This window comes from Pseudomonas capeferrum, from assembly GCF_013523055.1.
Classification (GTDB): domain Bacteria; phylum Pseudomonadota; class Gammaproteobacteria; order Pseudomonadales; family Pseudomonadaceae; genus Aquipseudomonas; species Aquipseudomonas capeferrum_A.
In genome coordinates this window covers 161,492-177,494 of the sequence record NZ_JAAMQM010000008.1, presented here as the reverse complement: position 1 = coordinate 177,494, position 16,003 = coordinate 161,492, and the positions used below count along the sequence as shown (strand labels likewise).

The window sequence follows — 16,003 nt, the reverse complement described above, 5'->3', positions numbered from 1 at the left end:
GAGCCGTCGGCAGCGATCAATGTCCACCATAGCAGACAATATTTCCCTTCTTGACGCACGCATCGCCCACGCCGCGAACGCCGTCGGACGCGATCCGGCAAGCGTCCGCCTGCTGGCGGTGAGCAAGACCAAGCCGTCCCAGGCAGTGCGTGAAGCCTACGCCGCGGGCGTGCGTGACGTGGGCGAGAACTATCTTCAGGAAGCCTTGGGCAAGCAACGGGAATTATCCGATCTGCCCTTGATCTGGCACTTCATCGGCCCCATTCAGTCGAACAAGACCCGTGCAATCGCCGAACATTTCGACTGGGTACATTCCGTGGATCGCCTGAAGATCGCTCAACGGCTCTCCGAGCAGCGCCCTGCCGGTCTGGCACCGCTGAATATCTGTCTGCAAGTGAACGTCAGTGGCGAAGCCAGCAAGTCCGGTTGTGACCCGCAGGACCTGCCAGCGCTCGCCCGGGCCGTGAGCGCCCTTCCCGGCTTGCGATTGCGGGGGCTGATGGCCATCCCCGAGCCGACCGATGACCGTGCGGCCCAGGAAGCGGCCTTCGCCAGCGTGCGCCAACTGCAACAAGACCTTGGCCTGGATCTGGACACCCTGTCCATGGGCATGAGCCATGACCTCGAAGCCGCGATTTCCCAGGGGGCGACCTGGGTACGTATCGGTACCGCTCTTTTCGGGGCGCGCGATTACGGCCCCGCCTGACCCCATGCTTCACTTACTCTTTCTCTCAAGGACCTGACATGAGCAACACGCGTATTGCCTTTATCGGTGCCGGCAACATGGCCGCCAGCTTGATCGGTGGCCTGCGTGCCCAAGGCCTGGAAGCCTCGCAGATCCGCGCCAGCGATCCGGGCGCCGAGACCCGCACCCGGCTCGGCGCCGAGCACGGTATAGAAGTCTTTGAAGATAACGCCCAGGCCATCGAAGGTGCCGACGTAATCGTCCTGGCCGTGAAGCCGCAGGTCATGAAGGCGGTATGCGTGGCCCTGCGACCGAATCTCGAGTCCGGCCAACTGATCGTCTCGATCGCCGCCGGCATCACTTGCGCCAGCATGAACGCCTGGCTCGGTGCCCAGCCTATCGTGCGCTGCATGCCCAACACCCCATCGCTTTTGCGCAAGGGCGTCAGCGGCCTGTATGCGACCGCCGAGGTCTCCGCGCGTCAGCGCGAGCAGGCCGAGCAACTGCTATCGGCTGTCGGCATTGCCTTGTGGCTCGAACAGGAACAGCAACTCGATGCCGTCACTGCGGTGTCGGGCAGCGGTCCGGCGTATTTCTTCCTGATGATCGAAGCCATGACTGCCGCCGGTGTCAAGCTTGGCCTGTCGCCTGAAACGGCATCGCAGCTGACCTTGCAGACGGCCCTGGGCGCCGCGCACATGGCCGCCGCCAGCGATGTGGATGCAGCCGAGCTGCGTCGTCGCGTCACTTCACCGGCCGGCACCACGGAAGCGGCGATCAAGTCGTTCCAGAGCAACGGCTTCGAGGCCCTGGTAGAACAGGCGCTGGAAGCCGCCGCGCGGCGATCGGCCGAGCTGGCAGAACAATTGGGCAAATAAGGAGCTCCAGATGAATGCACTTTCCGGCGCCGCGATCTTCGTGGTGCAGACCCTGGTCAGCCTCTACCTGGTGATCGTCCTGTTGCGCTTCGTGCTGCAACTGGTCAAGGCCGACTTCTACAACCCGCTGTGCCAGTTCGCCGTACGCGCCACGCAGCCACTGCTCAAGCCGATCCGCCGTATCGTGCCAAGCGTCGGCGGTCTGGACACTTCGTCATTGCTGCTGTCGATCATCATCCAGGCACTGCTGATGGCGTTCGTGCTGATGGTGACCTATGGCACCTTCGGGGATGTTCTGCATCTGCTGATGTGGGCGATCATCGGGGTGACTTCGCTGTTCCTGAAGATCTTCTGGGTCGCGATGATCGTCATGGTGATCGTCTCGTGGATCGCACCCAACAGCCACAATCCGGCCGCCGAGCTGGCCTACCAGATCAGCGAACCGGTTCTTGCGCCGTTTCGCAAGATCGTCCCCAATCTGGGCGGCATGGACATTTCGCCCATCTTCGCCTTCCTGGCGATTCAGGTGATCCAGTCGTTCGTCATGCCTCCGCTGGCTGCCTATGCCGGCATGCCACAGGAACTGTGGCGGATGATCTGATCCAGCCATTATCCCCAGCGGCGAGCTGCAGCTTGCCGCTGGGGATAGCGGTCTTTAGACTTACGCCTCTTTCACGCGTGAGCAGGGTCGATGTCCACTGTCTTTCCCGAAGATTCCGTCGGTCTGGTAACACCGCAACTGGCTCGATTCGACGAGCCGTTGGCACTGGCGTGCGGCCGTTCCCTGGCTTCCTACGAGCTGATCTACGAAACCTATGGCACCCTCAACAGTACCGCCACCAATGGCGTACTGATCTGCCATGCGTTGTCCGGGCACCATCACGCCGCCGGCTATCACAGCCCCGACGACCGCAAGCCCGGCTGGTGGGACAGCTGCATCGGTCCAGGCAAGCCGATCGATACCAACCGTTTCTTCGTGGTCAGCCTGAACAACCTCGGCGGCTGCAACGGCAGCACCGGCCCCAGCAGCGTCAATCCGGTCATCGGCAAGCCCTATGGCGCCGACTTCCCGGTCCTGACGGTGGAAGACTGGGTACACAGCCAGGCACGCCTGGCCGACCGGCTCGGCATCGAGCAATGGGCTGCCGTGGTCGGTGGCAGCCTGGGCGGTATGCAGGCGCTGCAGTGGACCATCACCTATCCTGACCGTGTACGCCATTGCGTCGACATTGCCTCGGCCCCGAAGCTCTCCGCGCAGAACATCGCGTTCAACGAAGTGGCTCGCCAGGCCATTCTCACCGATCCCGAGTTTCACGGTGGTTCGTTCCAGGACCGCGGCGTGATCCCCAAGCGCGGCCTGATGCTGGCCCGCATGGTAGGCCACATCACCTACCTGTCCGATGACTCGATGGGCGAGAAATTCGGCCGCGAGCTCAAGAGCGACCAGCTCAACTACGATTTCCACAGTGTAGAGTTCCAGGTAGAGAGCTATCTGCGCTATCAAGGCGAAGAGTTCTCGGGACGGTTCGATGCCAATACCTACCTGTTGATGACCAAGGCCCTGGACTACTTCGATCCGGCAGCCGCGCATGGGGGCGATCTGGCCGCCACGCTGGCACAGGTCAAGGCCGATTTCTGCCTGATGTCCTTCAGCACCGACTGGCGCTTCTCGCCGGCCCGTTCGCGCGAGATCGTCAACGCCCTGATGGCCGCCCGCAAGAACGTCTGTTACCTGGAAATCGATGCGCCGCACGGACACGACGCCTTTTTGATCCCGACGCCTCGCTACACCCAGGGCTTCTCGAACTACATGAACCGCATCGCCATCTGAGGACAGCATGAGAGCCGATCTGGAAATCATCCACGAGTGGATCCCCGCCGGTAGCCGGGTGCTCGACCTCGGTTGCGGCAGTGGCGAATTGCTGGCCTCGCTGCGTGACCGCAAGCAGGTCACCGGCTATGGCCTGGAAATCGACGCTGACAACATCGCCGCCTGTATCGACAAAGGCGTCAACGTCATCGAGCAGGACCTGGACAAAGGCCTGGGCAACTTCGCCAGCGACAGTTTCGATGTAGTGGTCATGACCCAGGCCTTGCAGGCCGTGGAGTATCCCGACCGCATCCTCGACGAGATGCTGCGCGTCGGTCGCCAGTGCATCATCACCTTCCCCAATTTCGGCCACTGGCGCTGCCGTTGGTACCTGGCGAGCAAAGGTCGCATGCCGGTGTCGGACTTCATGCCCTACACCTGGTACAACACGCCGAACATCCACTTCTGCACCTTCGAGGACTTCGAGGCGCTATGCCACGAACGGCGTGCCAAGGTGCTGGATCGTCTGGCCGTCGACCGCCTGCACCGCAATGGGTGGGGCGGGCGGCTATGGCCTAACCTGTTGGGGGAGATCGGCATCTATCGTGTCAGCAGCCCGGCCCTGCAGGAGCATCAGGTCGCGATCTGAACGCCAACCGGAGGAACTGCAATATGCGTGGACTCGCTTTCCTGTTGAGCCTGTGCCTGGCGCTGCCAGCGCTGGCCGCCGATGCCGCCCGTCCCGAGCGCAAGGAAGTCTTCGGCGATGTGACGGTACACTACAGCGCATTCACGTCCAGCATGCTGCAACCGCAGGTGGCCGCCGCCAACGGTCTGATCCGCAGCCGCAACCAGGGCGTGCTCAACATTACCGTGCTCAAGCGCGGCAAGCCCGAGGTAGCGACGGTCAGCGGTACGATCAAGGATCTCACCGGGCATGGCGGCCCCTTGTCATTCAGGCAGATGACCGGCCAGGGCACGGTCTATTACCTTGCCCAGTTCAAGATCGAACAGCCAGAAACCCTGGTATTCGATCTCAAGGTCGAAACCGGCGGCGCCAGCCACACATTCAGCTTCAACCAGGAAGTGTTCCCAGGCAAATGAAAGAATTCCAGCAACTCGTTTTAGCCAGCCACAACGCCGGCAAGCTCAAGGAACTCCAGGCCATGCTCGGTGAGTCCGTGCACCTGCGTTCGATCGGTGAATTCAGTGAAGTGGAGCCCGAGGAAACCGGTCTGTCCTTCGTCGAGAACGCCATTCTCAAGGCGCGCAACGCCGCGCGCATTTCCGGCCTGCCGGCCTTGGCCGACGATTCGGGCCTGGCCGTCGACTACCTGGGCGGCGCACCAGGCATCTATTCGGCACGCTATGCCGATGGCAAGGGCGATGCGGCGAACAACGCCAAGCTGCTCGAGGCGCTCAAGGATGTCCCCGAGGCGCAACGTGGCGCGCAGTTCGTCTGTGTGTTGGCCCTGGTGCGTCATGCCGACGATCCGCTGCCGATTCTCTGCGAAGGCCTCTGGCATGGGCGGATCCTGCTCCAGGCCAGCGGGGAACATGGCTTCGGCTACGATCCGCTGTTCTGGGTGCCGGAGCGCAGCTGCTCCAGTGCCGACCTGGGGCCTTCGGAAAAGAACCAGATCAGCCACCGTGCCCGCGCCATGGCCATCCTGCGTCAGCGCCTGGGCCTGTAATGACTGAAAAACCTGATGCCTTGCCAGGCCACTCCGGTGTGGCTGGCCTGGTAACGCCGGTGATACTGACCGAGCTGCCGCCGCTGGCGCTGTACATCCATATCCCATGGTGCGTGCGCAAATGCCCGTATTGCGATTTCAACTCTCACGCCGCCGGACCTGACCTGCCCGAGGAGGCGTATGTCAGCTCGTTGCTCGCCGACCTCGACCAGGAACTGGCCAATGTATATGGCCGGCCGCTGAGTTCGATTTTCTTCGGTGGCGGCACGCCAAGCCTGTTCAGTACCCATGCCCTGGGTCGTCTGCTAAAGGGCGTGGAACAGCGCATCCCGTTCAGCCCGGATATCGAAATCACCCTGGAGGCCAATCCAGGCACCTTCGAGCAGGACAAGTTCAAGGCCTACCGGCAGTTGGGGATCAATCGCCTGTCCATCGGCGTGCAGAGCTTCCAGCAGGCCAAGCTCGAAGCCCTGGGCCGCATTCACAACGGGGACGAGGCAGTGCGGGCCGCCGACATGGCGCGCGCCGCCGGCTTCGACAACTTCAACCTTGACCTCATGCATGGCCTGCCGGATCAGTCGCTGGACGAGGCCCTGGGTGACCTGCGCCAAGCCATCGATCTGGGGCCGATGCACCTGTCCTGGTACCAGTTGACCGTGGAGCCCAATACGGTGTTCTGGAACCAGCCACCGGAGCTGCCCGAGGACGATATCCTCTGGGATATCCAGGAGGCCGGCCAAACCCTGATGGCCGCGCATGGGTTCAAGCAGTACGAGGTTTCGGCCTACGCTCTACCGGGCCGTGCCGCCCGGCACAACCTGAACTACTGGAGCTTTGGTGATTTCATCGGCATCGGCGCCGGGGCCCATGGCAAGCTCAGTCATCCCGATGGGCGTATCCTGCGCACCTGGAAGACCCGTCTGCCCAAGGACTACCTGAACCTGGCCAAGCCCTACAAGGCCGGTGAGAAACTGCTGACGCCCGATGAGTTGCCGTTCGAGTTTCTGATGAATGCATTGCGCCTGACCGAGGGCGTGGAGGCCGCGCAATTCACACGCCGCACCGGTTTGCCTCTGGAGCGACTGGCCGCGGCGCGGCGCGAGGCAGAACAAAAAGGACTTCTACAGGTCGAATCCGATCGACTGGTGGCCACGCCACGCGGACAACTGTTCCTCAATGACCTGCTGCAGTATTTCTTGACCTAAGGATGACCCATGGACATGGTACTTGACCTGCTCGCAACGGTTTCCCGTTGGAGCCGCGGCAATCTGTCGGAAATCTCGCTGGCTCTGGTGGGCTGCCTGTTGGTGCTGTTCGGTACCGATATCAAGGCTTGGGTAGAACAGCGTCTGGGCGGCCTGGCAGGAGCCTTGAGAGTGCCGTTCATGGCATTGCTGGTGATGATCGGCAGCGGCGCCGCGTTGATCTATGCGACCCCGTGGGTAGTCAAGGGGTTGAGCCAGTTCGGCAACTATGCCCTCGCGCCGGTGCTGCTGGTGGTTCTGGTGTTGATCGGCGTGGTGGCGGATCGGCGGGGCTAAGCGTCTTGGTGACCGAGCGCGCCAGTGGCTCCACGCCCGACGCCCAAGCCCGCTGCGCAAGCGGTACAGGCGCCCGTTGATTGCGCGCCTGCCTGCAAATCCGCTGAAGCCGCCCGCGTCCTTGCGCAGGCAAGCCAGCGGCGGCGGACATGGGGCCCTGCCGCCTCGGATCAGTCCAGCTTTTCGAACTTGAGGTCCCAAACCCCGTGCCCGAGTCGCTCGCCACGGCGTTCGAACTTGGTGATCGGCCGCTCTTCGGGGCGAGGCACGTAAGTGCCGTCCGCCGCCAGGTTGCGATAACCCGGAGCGACCTTCATCACCTCCAGCATGTATTCGGCATAGGGCTCCCAGTCGGTCGCCATATGGAATACCCCACCCACCTTGAGCTTGCTGCGCACCAGCTCGGCGAAGCCCGCCTGGACGATGCGCCGCTTGTGGTGGCGAGCCTTGTGCCAGGGATCGGGGAAGAACAGCATCAGCCGATCGAGGCTGTTGTCGGCCACGCAACGGTTCAGCACTTCGATCGCGTCACAATCGTAGACCCGCAGGTTCTTCAGCCCTTGTGTCAGCACGCCGTTAAGCAGCGCTCCGACACCCGGCCGATGCACTTCGACACCGATGAAGTCCTGCTCGGGGGCAGCAGCGGCCATTTCCAGCAGGGAATGGCCCATGCCGAAACCAATCTCCAAGGTACGCGGCGCCGAGCGGCCGAATACCTGGTCGTAGTCCACCGAGCCGTCGGCCAGAGGCAGAATGAACAGGGGGCCGCCCTGATCCAGACCGCGTTGCTGGCCTTCGGTCATGCGTCCGGCGCGCATTACGAAACTCTTGATGCGGCGCTGGGGGCGCGCTTCGCCGTCGGTGGTAATCGGCGTGTCTTGCGATTCAGTCATCAGGGGCTCTTACTTGATCAGACCTTCCAGCGGCGAAGAGGCGCTGGCATAGAGTTTCTTCGGCATGCGACCGGCCAGATAGGCCAAACGTCCCGCGACGATGGCGTGCTTCATGGCCTCGGCCATCATCACCGGTTGCTGCGCATGGGCAATGGCCGAGTTCATCAGCACGGCTTCGCAGCCCATTTCCATGGCGATGGTGGCGTCGGAAGCGGTACCCACACCGGCATCGACCAGTACCGGCACCTTGGACTCCTCGAGGATGATCTGCAGGTTGTAGGGGTTGCAGATACCCAGGCCGGTACCGATCAGACCCGCCAGAGGCATGACCGCGATGCAGCCGACTTCGGCCAGCTGGCGCGCGATGATCGGGTCATCGCTGGTGTAGACCATCACGTCGAAACCATCCTTGACCAGCACTTCGGCGGCCTTGAGGGTCTCGATTACGTTGGGGAACAGGGTTTTCTGGTCGGCCAGGACTTCCAGCTTCACCAGGTTGTGGCCGTCGAGCAGCTCACGCGCCAGGCGACAGGTACGCACGGCTTCGACCGCGTCATAGCAACCGGCGGTATTCGGCAGGATGGTGTAACGGTCTGGCGGCAGCACGTCGAGCAGGTTCGGCTCGCCCGGATTCTGGCCGATATTGGTGCGGCGCACGGCAACGGTGACGATTTCGGCGCCTGACGCTTCGATGGCCTGACGGGTCTCGTCCATGTCACGGTACTTGCCGGTACCCACCAGCAGACGGGACTGGAAAGTGCGTCCGGCCAGGGTAAAGGGCTTGTCGCTACGAACGTTGCTCATCGTTGATCCTCTGGAAAGATTGAAGGACTTGCAGGTGAATCACCTGACCTCAGCCGCCGCCGATGGCGTGAACGACTTCGACCTGATCGTCTTCTTTCAGCTGGGTGCTCTCGTGCTGGCTACGCGGCACGATATCCAGGTTGAGTTCCACCGCCACCCGGCGTCCGAGCAGGTCCAGTCGGCCCAGCAGGGTCGCGACTGTCTCGCCAGCGGGCAGTTCGTAAGGTTCACCGTTCAGTTGAATGCGCATGCACACGGCCACCATCGTTCTTTGGGGGTCGCATTCTAGCCCCGTTCATGGCCCAAACCCAAGGGCGACCCGCGCCATTCGTCCCGATACCGGACCGGCTGGTCAGCCCAGACGCCACGCGGCCAATCCCAGGCACAGCCAGCCGCCGAGGAAGCACAGACCGCCAAACGGCGTAATGATGCCGAGCTTGCCCAAGCCGCTGAGCGTCAGCATGTACAAGCTGCCGGAGAACAGCAGGATGCCAAGAACGAACAAGCCGCCCGCCCAGCCGATCAACCGTCCGGGCAGGTGCACGGACAATACGGCGACACCGAACAGGGCCAACGCGTGCACAAGCTGGTAGGTAACCCCGGTGTGGAATATCGCCAGGTAGTCGGCAGTCAGGCGCCCCTTGAGTCCGTGGGCAGCGAAAGCGCCCAGGGCGACACCGGTGAAAGCGAAAAACGCGGCAAGCATCAGGAAGCTGCGAAGCATGGGACGACTCCTCGAAACGGGTCTGTATAATGGCCCGTTCCATCGGTCCGGCCAAGCTATCGCCATGCTGTCATCCATCATTCGCCATGTTGTCCGCGCTCTGCTCTGGTTCGCCGCCGGCAGTATCGTGCTGGTTCTGGCGCTACGCTGGATACCACCGCCCGGTACCGCTCTGATGGTCGAGCGCAAGGTGCAATCCTGGCTCGATGGCAAGCCGATCGACCTGCAGCGTGACTGGGAGCCTTGGGAGCGTATTTCCGATGAGCTCAAGGTGGCGGTCATTGCAGGGGAAGACCAGAAGTTCGCCAGTCACTGGGGGTTCGACGTGCCGGCCATCCAGGCTGCCCTTGCCAACAACGAACGCGGCGGCAGGCTCAGAGGAGCCAGTACGCTGACGCAACAAGTGGCCAAGAACCTGTTCCTCTGGTCCGATCGCAGCTGGTTCCGCAAAGGGCTTGAAGCCTGGTTCACCGCACTGATCGAGCTGTTCTGGAGCAAGGAGCGGATCCTCGAGGTATACCTCAACAGTGCCGAATGGGGCGAAGGCATATTCGGTGCCCAGGCCGCGGCGCAGCATCACTTCGGTATCGACGCCAGTCGCCTGTCGCGTCAGCAGGCCAGCCAGTTGGCGGCCGTTTTGCCCAGCCCGATCAAGTGGAGCGCCAATCGGCCCAGCGCCTACGTGGCCAATCGCGCCAGCTGGATCCGCGTACAGATGCGCCAGCTGGGCGGGCCTGAGTACCTGATGCAGCTGGAGGCCGCGCGTGGGCCATGAGACGGCTCTTGCGTAAATCTGTGGATAAAAAAGCTTCGGCACTGCCGTAGTGCCAGTCCGTCAAGAAACAACATTCGTTGTTTGGATTTTCAACTCATCGTAGGGTTGCGAGATTTTCTGTGAAGCTGCCGGCCCTATCGCGGGACAAGCCCGCTCGCCACTGGTTTTGTGGCACTCACACCGGTGCATCCAGAGCCAAGTGGCGAGCGGGCTTGTCCCGCGATGGGCCGGCAGCTTCACAGAAGGATTTAGAAGTCGAAGATGCTTAGCATTGAAAATCGAATGCCAGTCAGATTCACTGACTGGCATTCGGCACTGCTGGAAGTTTTCGATGCGGTTTCAGATCAGGCGGCGATCAATGCCTTGACCTTGTTCATCGCGTTCTTTTCCAGCTGGCGAATCCGCTCGGCCGAGACGCTGTACTTATCCGCCAGCTCATGCAGGGTGGCCTTTTCTTCGGCCAACCAGCGCTGGTAGAGAATGTCGCGGCTGCGATCGTCCAGGCCCTGCAGGGCAACATGCAGGTTGCTGGTGGAGTTGTCGCTCCAGTCGGCATCCTCGAGCTGCATGGCCGGATCGTAGCGATGATCCTCAAGGTAGTGAGCCGGAGACTGGAAAGCGCTGTCGTCATCGGCCTCGGTAGCCGGATCGAAGGCCATGTCCTGGCCACTCAGACGGCTCTCCATCTCGCGCACTTCACGCGGTTCGACGCCCAGGCTCTCGGCCACGCGATGCACTTCGTCATTGCTCAGCCAGGCAAGACGCTTCTTCTGGCTGCGCAGGTTGAAGAACAGCTTGCGCTGGGCCTTGGTGGTAGCCACCTTGACGATGCGCCAGTTGCGCAGGATGAATTCGTGGATTTCCGCCTTGATCCAGTGCACAGCGAAGGACACCAGGCGCACACCCATTTCCGGGTTGAAACGCTTGACCGCCTTCATCAGCCCGACATTGCCTTCCTGGATCAGGTCGGCCTGGGCCAGTCCGTAGCCGGCATAGCTACGTGCGATATGTACGACGAAACGCAGGTGGGCCATTACCATTTGGCGAGCGGCCTCGAGATCCTGCTCATAGTAGAGACGCTCGCCCAGATCACGCTCCTGCTCGGCCGTCAGCAGGGGAATGCTGTTGACCGTGTGCACGTAGGCTTCCAGGTTCGCACCGGGTACCAAGGCATAGGCAGGTTGCAACGATGTGGTCATTCAAGAACCTCCGACTTACTGAACTCGTGCCCTCAGGCACTGCCACCATTGACCGAAAACCCTTTTACAAGTTCCGTCTACGTCAATGATGGCCAAAAAACATTATCGAGGCGCCAGTTCACTCAAGTGGCGGGCTACCGCGATCCATGCACCGATATACCCTAACAAGACTGCACCAATCAAGAGTGAAACACCATCCGACCCTGGTACACCCGCGAGGGCGAAATCACTTCCGTAAAGCCCGGACAGCCCGACCACCGCGTCATTAAGCCAACTCATCGAAAAGGCCAGGATGCCCCAGGCCAGAACGCCAGCCCCCAGGCCATAGAGCGCTCCCATATAGAGGAACGGCCTACGCACATAGCTGTCGGTACCGCCCACCAACTTGATGACCTCGATCTCGGTACGCCGGTTCTCGATATGTAGACGAATGGTATTGCCGATCACCAGTAGCAAGGCCGAGATGAGCAATACGGCCATGCCGAAGACAAAGCGATCACCGAGCTTGAGGATCGCCGCCAGGCGCTCCACCCAGACCAGGTCCAACTGTGCCACTTCGACCCGAGGCAGTTCCGCCAGGCGCTGGCGAAGAGCTTCCAACGCGGGCTTGTCGACTTCCGAAGGCGTCACTACCACCACGCCCGGCAACGGATTGTCGGGAAGCTCACGCAAGGCCTCGCCCAGGCCGGACTGTTGCTGGAATTCCTCCAGTGCCTGCTCGCGGCTGATGTACTCGGCCTCGCTGACGCCAGGCATGCCCTTGATCTCGTCGCGCAGCGCTTCGCCTTCGCGAGTGCCGGCATCGAGCTTGAGGTACAACGATATCTGCGCGGCGCGCTGCCAGGATCCGCCCAAGCGCTCCACATTCTTCAGCAGCAGGGACAGACCCATGGGCATGCTCAGCGCCACGGCCATGACCAGGCAGGTGAAGAGGCTGCCGATCGGCTGCTTGCCCAGGCGACGCAAGCTGTCCAGCAGGCTGGCCCGATGACTTTCCAGCCAGGCGTGCATCAAGGTGCGAAAGTCAGGACCATCGTCGTCGCTCGCGCCGCGCTTGTTCTTCCCAGGCTTGGGATCGGCACCCTTCGGGGCTACCCGTTCGGATACCTTGGGACTACGTGTCGTGCTCATTGGCCAGCCTCCCCGTCGCCGATCAATCGACCGCGCTGCAAGGTGAGCATGCGGTGGCGCATGCGCGCGATCAGCGCCAGGTCGTGGCTGGCGATCAATACCGTGGTACCCAGGCGGTTGATATCCTCGAACACCCCCATGATCTCGGCCGCCAGACGAGGGTCGAGGTTACCGGTGGGTTCGTCGGCCAGCAGCAGTGCCGGCTGATGGACAATGGCGCGCGCGATGCCCACGCGCTGTTGTTGCCCAGTGGACAGATCCCCTGGGAACAGCTGGGCCTTGTCGACCAGCGCCACGCGCTCCAATGCCGAATCGACGCGCTTGGCGATCTCGGCCTTGGACAGACCGAGGATCTGCAACGGCAAGGCGATGTTGTTGAACACGGTCCGGTCGAACAGCAGCTGGTGGTTCTGGAAGACCACGCCGATCTGGCGTCGCAGGAACGGAATCTGGGCATTGTTGATCTGGCCCAGGTCCTGTCCCGCCAACAGCAACTTGCCACTGGTAGGACGTTCCATGGCCAGCAGCAGCCGCAACAAGGTGCTTTTGCCGGCCCCCGAGTGGCCGGTCACGAACAGGAACTCGCCCCGGCGCGCCCGGAAACTCAACTCATGCAGGCCGACATGGCCATTGGGATAGCGCTTGGCAACCTGTTCGAAGCGAATCATGGATGCTCCCGCTCGGCGAACAAGGCCTTGACGAACGGCTCGGCCTCGAAGGTGCGCAGATCGTCGATCCCTTCGCCGACGCCGATGAAGCGAATCGGCAGGCCGAACTGCTTGGCCAGGGCGAAGATCACCCCACCCTTGGCAGTGCCATCCAGCTTGGTCAGGGCAAGACCCGTCAGCGCGACGCTCTGGTTGAAATGCTTGGCCTGGTTGATGGCGTTCTGACCGGTGCCGGCATCCAGCACCAGGAGCACCTCGTGCGGCGCATCGGCGTCAAGCTTGCCAATGACGCGGCGGACCTTTTTCAGCTCCTCCATGAGGTTGTCCTTGGTATGCAGGCGACCGGCGGTATCGGCGATCAGCACATCGACACCACGGGCCTTGGCGGCCTGCACGGCATCGAAGATCACCGAGGCCGAGTCGGCGCCGGTGTGCTGGGCGATGACCGGGATTCGGTTACGCTCGCCCCAGACCTGCAACTGCTCGACCGCGGCGGCGCGGAAGGTATCGCCCGCGGCCAGCATGACTTTCTTGCCTTCGAGCTGCAGTTTCTTGGCCAGCTTGCCGATGGTGGTGGTCTTGCCCGCGCCGTTGACGCCGACCACGAGGATGACGAAAGGCTTGGCCTGGGACTGGATGCGCAACGGCTGCTCGACCGGACGCAGCAGGTCGGCGAGCTCGCCTTGCAGTGACTTGTAAAGCGCATCGGCATCGGCCAACTGCTTGCGCGCGACCTTCTGGGTCAGGTTCTGGACGATGATCGACGTGGCTTCCACGCCGACGTCGGCGGTCAGCAAGCGGGTTTCGATCTCTTCGAGCAGATCGTCGTCGATGATCTTCTTGCCGAGGAACAGGCTGGCCATGCCCTCGCCAATGCTGGCACTGGTCTTGTTCAGCCCCTGTTTGAGGCGCGCGAAGAAGCCTGGCTTGCCTTGCTCGGTGGGCGCGGCGACAGGCTCCGCCGGGACCGGAGCGAGGGCCAGGGTCGGTTCGGCGGCGGGTTCCGGCGACGGCTTGGTCTCGATGGCCGCGGATGCAGGCGTCTCGACCGGGCGTGGAGGGATGACGGGGGGCGCGTGCGGTTCGAGATCCGCCACCAGGGCCACCGGCTCTTCCGCGACTGGCAGGACCAGGTTGCTGATAGGTACAGGCAGTGGTTCCGGCTTCGCCTGGACATCAGTCTCGACGACTGGCACCGCAGGCTGGGCTGGTGGCGCCACGGGTACGACGGCAGGCACTGGCGGTGCTTCGGGCCCGAATGTCGCCGGTGCTTGAGCGGGACGCGGCTGGACCGGAACGGCTGGCAAGGCTTCGTCGACAGGCGCGGCAGGCATTGACTCCGGGGCGGATGCGGCCTGCGGGGCCTCGCTGACAGGGGCCGCAGGTGTTGGCTGCGGCGCTATGTGTGGCGCTTCGCTGGCCGGTACCGCAGGTGCAGACTCCGGCGCGTCGACCGGGGCCTGTGGTGCTACCGGTTCAGGCGCTTGTGGTTGCTCGGGAGCAGGCTGCTGCGGCTTCTTGCGAAACCAGCTGAACAGGCCTTTCTTCTCGCCAGCCTCGGCCGGCGCTTTCTTGTCGTCGTTGGAACCAAACATGGGAGACGGCTATCTCAGGCTAGCGATGCGCCTCAGCGGCGCATCGGGAATTCTTTCAACGCAGAACAGACTATTTTGAATCCGGCTGGTTCATGCGCAACATTTTGTCGTGGGGCCTGCGGGCCAGAACGGCGACAGGCATGGTCGCCAGGCAACCGGATCAGTATCCTAGCACCTCCTGGCCTGCCGACGCTAAACCCTGCAGGCCGTCCTACAGGTTATACAACGTATGAATGCTCTAGCCCGCCGCGCCGCTGGCCTGTTGCTCAGCACGCTCTGTCTGCCGCTTGCGGCCTTGGCCGCCGATCCGCAACCCACCCACGAATTCATCCTCGACAACGGCCTCAAGGTCGTCGTGCGCGAAGACCATCGGGCACCGGTAGTCGTCTCGCAGATCTGGTACAAGGTCGGCTCGAGCTATGAGACCCCCGGCCAGACCGGCCTTTCGCACGCGCTCGAACACATGATGTTCAAGGGTAGCGCGAAGATCGGTCCTGGCGAGGCATCACGCATCCTGCGCGACCTCGGCGCCGAAGAAAACGCCTTCACCAGCGATGACTACACCGCCTACTATCAGGTCCTGGCTCGCGATCGGCTGCCGGTCGCCCTCGAGCTGGAAGCCGATCGCCTGGCGAGCCTGCGCCTGCCAGCCGACGAGTTCAGCCGCGAGATCGAAGTCATCAAGGAAGAGCGTCGCCTGCGTACCGACGATCAGCCCAACGCCAAGGCTTTCGAGCTGTTCCGGGCCATGGCCTACCCGGCCAGTGGCTACCACACCCCGACCATTGGCTGGATGGCCGACCTCGACCGCATGAAGGTCGAGGAACTGCGTCACTGGTACGAATCCTGGTACGCACCGAACAACGCCACCCTGGTGGTAGTCGGCGATGTCACGGCCGACGAGATCAAAGGCCTGGCGCAAAAGTACTTCGGTGCCATCCCGAAACGCGCCGTGCCGCCCGCCAAGCTGCCGCTCGAACTGGCCGAGCCGGGCCAGCGCAAGCTTACCCTGCATGTGCGTACCCAACTGCCCAGCCTGATCTACGGCTTCAACGTCCCTGGCCTGGCAACCGCCGAGAAACCTCGTAGCGTGCATGCCCTGCGCCTGATCTCGGCCCTGCTCGACGGCGGCTACAGCGCGCGCATGCCGGCACGCCTGGAACGCGGCCAGGAGCTGGTCGCGGGCGCCTCGACCAGCTACGACGCCTTTACACGCGGCGACAGCCTGTTCCTGGTCTCCGCCACACCGAACGTGCAGAAGCAGAAGTCCCTCGACGACGTCGAAAAAGGCATCTGGCAACTGCTCGACGAACTCAAGACCACTGCGCCGAGCGCCGAGGAACTGGAGCGCGTGCGTGCACAAGTGATCGCCGGCCTGGTCTACGATCGCGACTCGATCAGCAGCCAGGCCACGACCATCGGTCAGCTGGAAACCGTGGGCCTGTCCTGGAAGCTCATCGACAGCGAGCTCGATGAACTCAAGCAGGTGACGCCGCAGGACATTCAGGAAGCCGCACGGACCTACTTCACCCGCGAACGCCTGAGCGTTGCCCATGTATTGCCCGAGGACTCCGCCCAATGAGTAATCGCAGCGCTTCCCGCTACA

General features: G+C 62.6%; 19 protein-coding genes. 11 read left to right on the top strand and 8 right to left on the bottom strand.

Features of this window, described 5'->3' with window-relative positions:
• Positions 1-19 precede the first annotated feature (19 nt).
• The 9 genes from G7009_RS11315 (at position 20) to G7009_RS11275 (ending at position 6,608) form a co-directional block, all read left to right on the top strand.
• Positions 20-706, top strand: coding sequence for a YggS family pyridoxal phosphate-dependent enzyme (locus tag G7009_RS11315; RefSeq protein WP_181130158.1), 687 nt, complete (start codon positions 20-22; stop codon positions 704-706).
• A 38-nt stretch (positions 707-744) separates the two neighbouring features.
• Positions 745-1,563 carry a pyrroline-5-carboxylate reductase gene (proC, locus tag G7009_RS11310; protein WP_181130157.1) on the top strand — a complete coding sequence of 273 codons (819 nt, stop codon included), beginning with the start codon at positions 745-747 and terminating at the stop codon, positions 1,561-1,563.
• A gap of 10 nt (positions 1,564-1,573) precedes the next feature.
• Entirely contained in the window at positions 1,574-2,164 is a 591-nt protein-coding gene (locus G7009_RS11305; protein WP_181130156.1) for a YggT family protein, read from the top strand.
• A 90-nt stretch (positions 2,165-2,254) separates the two neighbouring features.
• Positions 2,255-3,394 (top strand): homoserine O-succinyltransferase MetX, encoded by a 1,140-nt coding sequence (gene metX / locus G7009_RS11300; protein WP_181130155.1) that lies wholly within the window; start codon positions 2,255-2,257, stop codon positions 3,392-3,394.
• Between the two features lie 7 nt (positions 3,395-3,401).
• Positions 3,402-4,022 carry a methionine biosynthesis protein MetW gene (gene metW / locus G7009_RS11295; protein WP_181130154.1) on the top strand — a complete coding sequence of 207 codons (621 nt, stop codon included), beginning with the start codon at positions 3,402-3,404 and terminating at the stop codon, positions 4,020-4,022.
• Between the two features lie 23 nt (positions 4,023-4,045).
• Positions 4,046-4,477 (top strand): DUF4426 domain-containing protein, encoded by a 432-nt coding sequence (locus tag G7009_RS11290; RefSeq protein WP_181130153.1) that lies wholly within the window; start codon positions 4,046-4,048, stop codon positions 4,475-4,477.
• Positions 4,474-5,067, top strand: a complete 594-nt coding sequence (gene rdgB / locus G7009_RS11285) for an RdgB/HAM1 family non-canonical purine NTP pyrophosphatase (protein WP_181130152.1) — start codon at positions 4,474-4,476, stop codon at positions 5,065-5,067. Before G7009_RS11290 ends, rdgB begins: the two co-directional genes overlap by 4 nt.
• Positions 5,067-6,272, top strand: coding sequence for a radical SAM family heme chaperone HemW (gene hemW, locus G7009_RS11280; protein ID WP_181130151.1), 1,206 nt, complete (start codon positions 5,067-5,069; stop codon positions 6,270-6,272). The genes rdgB and hemW overlap by 1 nt, the downstream gene beginning before the upstream one ends.
• Before the next feature lie 9 nt (positions 6,273-6,281).
• The gene (locus tag G7009_RS11275; RefSeq protein ID WP_181130150.1) at positions 6,282-6,608 is read left to right on the top strand and encodes a DUF3392 family protein; all 327 of its coding nucleotides are present in this window, start codon (positions 6,282-6,284) and stop codon (positions 6,606-6,608) included.
• Between the two features lie 170 nt (positions 6,609-6,778).
• Here the strand turns inward: G7009_RS11275 and trmB are convergent, their stop codons facing one another.
• The 4 genes from trmB to G7009_RS11255 all read right to left on the bottom strand — a co-directional run bounded on the left by trmB (position 6,779) and on the right by G7009_RS11255 (position 9,029).
• Entirely contained in the window at positions 6,779-7,501 is a 723-nt protein-coding gene (trmB, locus tag G7009_RS11270) for a tRNA (guanosine(46)-N7)-methyltransferase TrmB (RefSeq protein ID WP_181130149.1), read from the bottom strand.
• Positions 7,502-7,510: 9 nt separating this feature from the next.
• The gene (locus G7009_RS11265) at positions 7,511-8,305 is read right to left on the bottom strand and encodes a thiazole synthase (protein ID WP_181130148.1); all 795 of its coding nucleotides are present in this window, start codon (positions 8,303-8,305) and stop codon (positions 7,511-7,513) included.
• A gap of 49 nt (positions 8,306-8,354) precedes the next feature.
• Positions 8,355-8,555, bottom strand: coding sequence for a sulfur carrier protein ThiS (gene thiS, locus G7009_RS11260; RefSeq protein ID WP_181130147.1), 201 nt, complete (start codon positions 8,553-8,555; stop codon positions 8,355-8,357).
• Between the two features lie 102 nt (positions 8,556-8,657).
• The gene (locus G7009_RS11255) at positions 8,658-9,029 is read right to left on the bottom strand and encodes a DUF423 domain-containing protein (protein WP_181130146.1); all 372 of its coding nucleotides are present in this window, start codon (positions 9,027-9,029) and stop codon (positions 8,658-8,660) included.
• Between the two features lie 64 nt (positions 9,030-9,093).
• Here G7009_RS11255 and mtgA point away from each other — a divergent pair, with 64 nt between their 5' ends.
• Entirely contained in the window at positions 9,094-9,804 is a 711-nt protein-coding gene (gene mtgA, locus G7009_RS11250; RefSeq protein ID WP_181130210.1) for a monofunctional biosynthetic peptidoglycan transglycosylase, read from the top strand.
• A 344-nt stretch (positions 9,805-10,148) separates the two neighbouring features.
• Here the strand turns inward: mtgA and rpoH are convergent, their stop codons facing one another.
• The 4 genes from rpoH to ftsY form a co-directional block, all read right to left on the bottom strand.
• On the bottom strand, positions 10,149-11,003 hold the full coding sequence (gene rpoH, locus G7009_RS11245) for an RNA polymerase sigma factor RpoH (RefSeq protein ID WP_181130145.1): 855 nt from the start codon (positions 11,001-11,003) through the stop codon (positions 10,149-10,151).
• Between the two features lie 102 nt (positions 11,004-11,105).
• The gene (ftsX, locus tag G7009_RS11240) at positions 11,106-12,134 is read right to left on the bottom strand and encodes a permease-like cell division protein FtsX (RefSeq protein WP_181130144.1); all 1,029 of its coding nucleotides are present in this window, start codon (positions 12,132-12,134) and stop codon (positions 11,106-11,108) included.
• Positions 12,131-12,802, bottom strand: coding sequence for a cell division ATP-binding protein FtsE (gene ftsE / locus G7009_RS11235; RefSeq protein ID WP_181130143.1), 672 nt, complete (start codon positions 12,800-12,802; stop codon positions 12,131-12,133). Before ftsE ends, ftsX begins: the two co-directional genes overlap by 4 nt.
• A complete protein-coding gene (ftsY, locus tag G7009_RS11230) occupies positions 12,799-14,397 on the bottom strand; it encodes a signal recognition particle-docking protein FtsY (RefSeq protein ID WP_181130142.1) in 1,599 nt (532 codons plus the stop codon). The genes ftsE and ftsY overlap by 4 nt, the downstream gene beginning before the upstream one ends.
• Positions 14,398-14,626: 229 nt before the next feature.
• Here ftsY and G7009_RS11225 point away from each other — a divergent pair, with 229 nt between their 5' ends.
• Positions 14,627-15,979, top strand: a complete 1,353-nt coding sequence (locus tag G7009_RS11225; protein ID WP_181130141.1) for a M16 family metallopeptidase — start codon at positions 14,627-14,629, stop codon at positions 15,977-15,979.
• Positions 15,980-16,003 lie beyond the last annotated feature (24 nt).

Excerpts from the sequence above, each read along its gene's own strand:
- G7009_RS11315 (WP_181130158.1), top strand. The coding sequence starts at position 20 with ATGTCCACCATAGCAGACAATATTTCCCTTCTTGACGCACGCATCGCC.
- proC (WP_181130157.1), top strand. The coding sequence starts at position 745 with ATGAGCAACACGCGTATTGCCTTTATCGGTGCCGGCAACATGGCCGCC.
- G7009_RS11305 (WP_181130156.1), top strand. The coding sequence starts at position 1,574 with ATGAATGCACTTTCCGGCGCCGCGATCTTCGTGGTGCAGACCCTGGTC.
- metX (WP_181130155.1), top strand. The coding sequence starts at position 2,255 with ATGTCCACTGTCTTTCCCGAAGATTCCGTCGGTCTGGTAACACCGCAA.
- metW (WP_181130154.1), top strand. The coding sequence starts at position 3,402 with ATGAGAGCCGATCTGGAAATCATCCACGAGTGGATCCCCGCCGGTAGC.
- G7009_RS11290 (WP_181130153.1), top strand. The coding sequence starts at position 4,046 with ATGCGTGGACTCGCTTTCCTGTTGAGCCTGTGCCTGGCGCTGCCAGCG.
- rdgB (WP_181130152.1), top strand. The coding sequence starts at position 4,474 with ATGAAAGAATTCCAGCAACTCGTTTTAGCCAGCCACAACGCCGGCAAG.
- hemW (WP_181130151.1), top strand. The coding sequence starts at position 5,067 with ATGACTGAAAAACCTGATGCCTTGCCAGGCCACTCCGGTGTGGCTGGC.
- G7009_RS11275 (WP_181130150.1), top strand. The coding sequence starts at position 6,282 with ATGGACATGGTACTTGACCTGCTCGCAACGGTTTCCCGTTGGAGCCGC.
- trmB (WP_181130149.1), bottom strand. The coding sequence starts at position 7,501 with ATGACTGAATCGCAAGACACGCCGATTACCACCGACGGCGAAGCGCGC.
- G7009_RS11265 (WP_181130148.1), bottom strand. The coding sequence starts at position 8,305 with ATGAGCAACGTTCGTAGCGACAAGCCCTTTACCCTGGCCGGACGCACT.
- thiS (WP_181130147.1), bottom strand. The coding sequence starts at position 8,555 with ATGCGCATTCAACTGAACGGTGAACCTTACGAACTGCCCGCTGGCGAG.
- G7009_RS11255 (WP_181130146.1), bottom strand. The coding sequence starts at position 9,029 with ATGCTTCGCAGCTTCCTGATGCTTGCCGCGTTTTTCGCTTTCACCGGT.
- mtgA (WP_181130210.1), top strand. The coding sequence starts at position 9,094 with ATGCTGTCATCCATCATTCGCCATGTTGTCCGCGCTCTGCTCTGGTTC.
- rpoH (WP_181130145.1), bottom strand. The coding sequence starts at position 11,003 with ATGACCACATCGTTGCAACCTGCCTATGCCTTGGTACCCGGTGCGAAC.
- ftsX (WP_181130144.1), bottom strand. The coding sequence starts at position 12,134 with ATGAGCACGACACGTAGTCCCAAGGTATCCGAACGGGTAGCCCCGAAG.
- ftsE (WP_181130143.1), bottom strand. The coding sequence starts at position 12,802 with ATGATTCGCTTCGAACAGGTTGCCAAGCGCTATCCCAATGGCCATGTC.
- ftsY (WP_181130142.1), bottom strand. The coding sequence starts at position 14,397 with ATGTTTGGTTCCAACGACGACAAGAAAGCGCCGGCCGAGGCTGGCGAG.
- G7009_RS11225 (WP_181130141.1), top strand. The coding sequence starts at position 14,627 with ATGAATGCTCTAGCCCGCCGCGCCGCTGGCCTGTTGCTCAGCACGCTC.